This window comes from Ilyobacter sp. (assembly GCF_041583315.1).
Taxonomy (GTDB): Bacteria; Fusobacteriota; Fusobacteriia; order Fusobacteriales; family Fusobacteriaceae; genus Ilyobacter.
The window spans coordinates 1-3,461 of the sequence record NZ_JBFHGC010000321.1 but is presented as its reverse complement, the minus strand read 5'-3'; the positions used below and the strand labels follow the sequence as shown (position 1 = coordinate 3,461).

Genomic DNA, 3,461 nt, shown 5'->3' with positions numbered 1-3,461 from the left:
CCTCTATTACTTTTGACATTACCTTTTCAGAAGCATACTTTCTCAGTTCTTCAGCTTCTTTCTCTTTTCTTTTTGTAAAGTTTTGAAAATCCGCCTGTTTTCTAAGATAAGCTTGTTTCCACTCCTCCACCTCTGCTTCTATTTTATCTATTTTATCAGCCAGAGTCTCACCAGTTACCTCTTCTGCATCAATTATTGTATCATCAATGGAATCTTTCTCGTTTTTTCCTTCTTTTTCAATCTCATCCAAAATTTCATCAGATTTTTTCTTCATTTTTTCAGCCATCTACCTCTCCTTTTTATGCTCAATTTCTTCTATTACTTTATTCACCTCTTTAGTTACGTACTTTACCAACCCCATAGTCTTGGAATAAGCCATCCTTCTGGGACCGATAACCCCTATAACTCCCTGGGATTCACCTATTTTATAGACTGAATATACAAAACTAAAGTCCTCTAATCCTTTTATGTTTAATTCATCTCCGAAAACCACATCTACGTCTCCGTAATCATGTTCTCTGGACTTTACCAGCATTTCAAAAATCTCTTTCATTCCCTTTTTCTTGTTGAAAAGTTCAAGGGTTTCTCTGGCTTCTTCCACGCTTTTATTCTGAAATATACTCGATGTATTATTCATATAAAATTTACCCTCTATATCCTGGTAAACCTCATTTTCCAGATCACTCAGCAAAGGATTGTCCTTTTCAAGGATAAACTCCTCTACTTCGTAGCTTTTCAGTTCGCCTTTTCTCAGTTTTTCATTTAATTCCTTGGACACAGTGGCCAGTTCCTCACGGTTCAGACCGTGCTCTAGAGATATTTTTTTTGTTCTCACTGCCATATTGTCCATTACTATGACTGCCATTATCAGATAGTCATCTATATGCACAAGCTCCACTTTTTTTATTCCTTCTCTCTTTATATCTGGCTCTACCACTACTCCTGCATAGGAGGTAAGTTTGGAAAGAAGGCTGGAAGTTTTTTGCAGAATATCCTCAAGTTCACTCATTCTCAGCTCGTAAGCCATATCGATTTTTTTTCTTTCTTCTTTTGATATCTTTTCTATTTTCAGCAGTTCATTGAGATAGAATTTATACCCTTTATCAGTGGGAACCCTTCCAGAAGATGTATGAGTCTTGGATATGTAACCCATATCCTCAAGATCTGCCATTACATTTCTTATGGTTGCTGAAGACAGCTCGATATTGTATTTTTTTACCAGGGTTCTCGAGCCTATGGTATCTCCAAAGGTTAAATAATAATCAATTATGACCCCAAGTACTAGTTTTTCTCTGTCTGAAATAGCCATACCACCACTCCTTGTTAGCACTCATTTTGAAAGAGTGCTAATTCACGCTAATAATATAACATTTAAACTTATTTTTTGTCAAGGGTTTCAGCAAAAAAATTAGCCACCTTTTACAAAGGTGGCTAATAATCTATTCCATAGCATGTTATCCTGTTTCTTCCATTTTTTTTAGCTGTATAGAGGGCTTCATCAACCTTCATAAAATAATCCCTCAGATTCAGTTCTCCCTCTGGAACTACGCCGAATATACCCACACTCACTGTGAGGAGTTCCCCCTTTGGGTTTATAGGTATCTGGAGTTCTTCTATTTTTTTTCTGATATTTTCCCCTATACTCAGTACTCTGCTCTCGTCAGAATCACTTATTCCTGCTATAAATTCATCTCCTCCATACCGCCCCACATAACCTTCCTTGAGCTCGGTACTCAAAACCCTAGATGCCCTTATAAGTGCCTTGTCCCCCTCATGATGACCAAAATTATCATTTACATGTTTAAAATTGTCAAAATCAACAAGAATTACATAGAGTTTATCCTTTCTGTCCTTAGCTTCTCTCCAATTCATATGGAATTTTTCATAAAAATACCTTCTGTTATAGAGCCCTGTAAGATGATCTGTTACAGAGAGAGTCTTTAGTATTTTATTGGCATACTGCAATTTTTGGTGCTCCATATGATTATTTACAGCTATACTCAAAATAGGAATAATTTCACGAAAAAGTTCCAGTTCATACTCACTGAAGAACACCCTCCCGGAAATTCCGCATGTAAAACACCCCACTGTATTTTCACCAAATTTCAGAGGAAAATATAAGTGTGAAAAATTTTCTTCCCTCACTGCAAAACCTTTTTTCTCAGTTATACATTTGACAACTTTATTTTCTCTGTCATCACAGGGTATCACCTCTTCCCTCAGACACCCGCTTTCATAAATATGGCATCTCATCAAGCTCTCAGATTCACATTCATTGACCCCTATACCTATATTAAAACTTCTTAAGTTGTCTTTAAATATCCTGTCTATATCTTTCAACATTTCACCTATAGTTTTTCTGGAAATTACAGTTTCTCCTATCTCTCTTACTATAGTGAGTTTTTTGTTTATATCACTCAGATTCTCCTGTGCCCTCTTTCTTTTTATTATCTCTTTAGACAGCTCTTGATTTTTCTTTATCTTTCCCAGTGAAGATACCAGCATCTCCCTTGAAGTGCTTATAAAATTAAACTTTTTACTGTCAAGAGAGTATTCCTTTCCTCCATTATCAAGCACCAGATATCCTATACGTTCTCCGTTTTCCACAAGGTACATGACCAGGTCTCCATACTCTTTTGAATTCCTCTCCATCTCATGAATATACTTCACTTTTGAATCCAGAGAAATCTTTCTTTTTTCCGGAAGATAGTTATTTCCCTGTGAATACCTATACTCACTTATCTCTTCCTCTTTCCAGATTATACCCATTATCAGGTCCCCTCTGTACTCTACGAAGTCGTTTAGATGTTTCACAAAATTAGATCCAGCTTCCTCTATTGTTTGGGAATCATTAAAATCCCTGGCCATTTTCCACAAAACTTTAACATTATGGTAGTTTTCTGTGAGAAGAACCCTCTCTCTTTTTTCCATAAAAAAAAGCTTAAGAACTCTTTTAGCAAAATAAACCATCTCCATTGTCTCTTGAGTAAAGGCATTTTTCATCTTTGACTGCACAGTCATGAATCCTACAACTTTTCCGTTGATCTCAATCTCAGTAAAGTATCCTGAACCCATTTTACCCTTTGTTATTACCCGGTTGCAGGAATATTTTTTCATCCAGGCATCCATATCATCAATAATAAGATCTTTTTTATGTTTCAGACACCACCCCGAAACACTTCTTTCTTTGTCCAGTTCGATTGTTAAAACTTCATTCCATTTTCCGTCTTCTATCAGATGTCTGTATTCTACCTCTCTTTTGTCTTCCCTGTATAACCCTAGACCGACTACATGGACTCCGCAGTTTTTCTTCAGAAGATCATGGATCTCCATCACAACGCGTCCTCTTTCCATTTTTCCACCTCATAATAAAATCAATATAACCCAAACCCTACATATACTATTATACCTAGCATTTCAAATTTATCCAAAAAAAATATGGAGTTTTGTCCAAATGTAGT

General features: G+C 36.1%; 3 protein-coding genes. All 3 read right to left on the bottom strand.

Going from position 1 to position 3,461, the window contains the following annotated elements; translation table 11 throughout:
- Positions 1 to 286, bottom strand: a 286-nt coding sequence (locus tag ABZA26_RS10660) for a nucleotide exchange factor GrpE (RefSeq protein ID WP_372714509.1), incomplete at its 3' end; no start/stop codon positions are given.
- Positions 287 to 1,309 carry a heat-inducible transcriptional repressor HrcA gene (hrcA, locus tag ABZA26_RS10655; protein WP_372714508.1) on the bottom strand — a complete coding sequence of 341 codons (1,023 nt, stop codon included), beginning with the start codon at positions 1,307 to 1,309 and terminating at the stop codon, positions 287 to 289.
- A 122-nt stretch (positions 1,310 to 1,431) separates the two neighbouring features.
- Positions 1,432 to 3,354 carry a diguanylate cyclase gene (locus tag ABZA26_RS10650; protein ID WP_372714507.1) on the bottom strand — a complete coding sequence of 641 codons (1,923 nt, stop codon included), beginning with the start codon at positions 3,352 to 3,354 and terminating at the stop codon, positions 1,432 to 1,434.
- Between the last annotated feature and the right edge of the window lie 107 nt (positions 3,355 to 3,461).

What these genes read in the sequence shown, in the direction of transcription:
- ABZA26_RS10650 (WP_372714507.1), bottom strand. Translation starts at nt 3,354, where the DNA reads ATGGAAAGAGGACGCGTTGTGATGGAGATCCATGATCTTCTGAAGAAA.
- hrcA (WP_372714508.1), bottom strand. Translation starts at nt 1,309, where the DNA reads ATGGCTATTTCAGACAGAGAAAAACTAGTACTTGGGGTCATAATTGAT.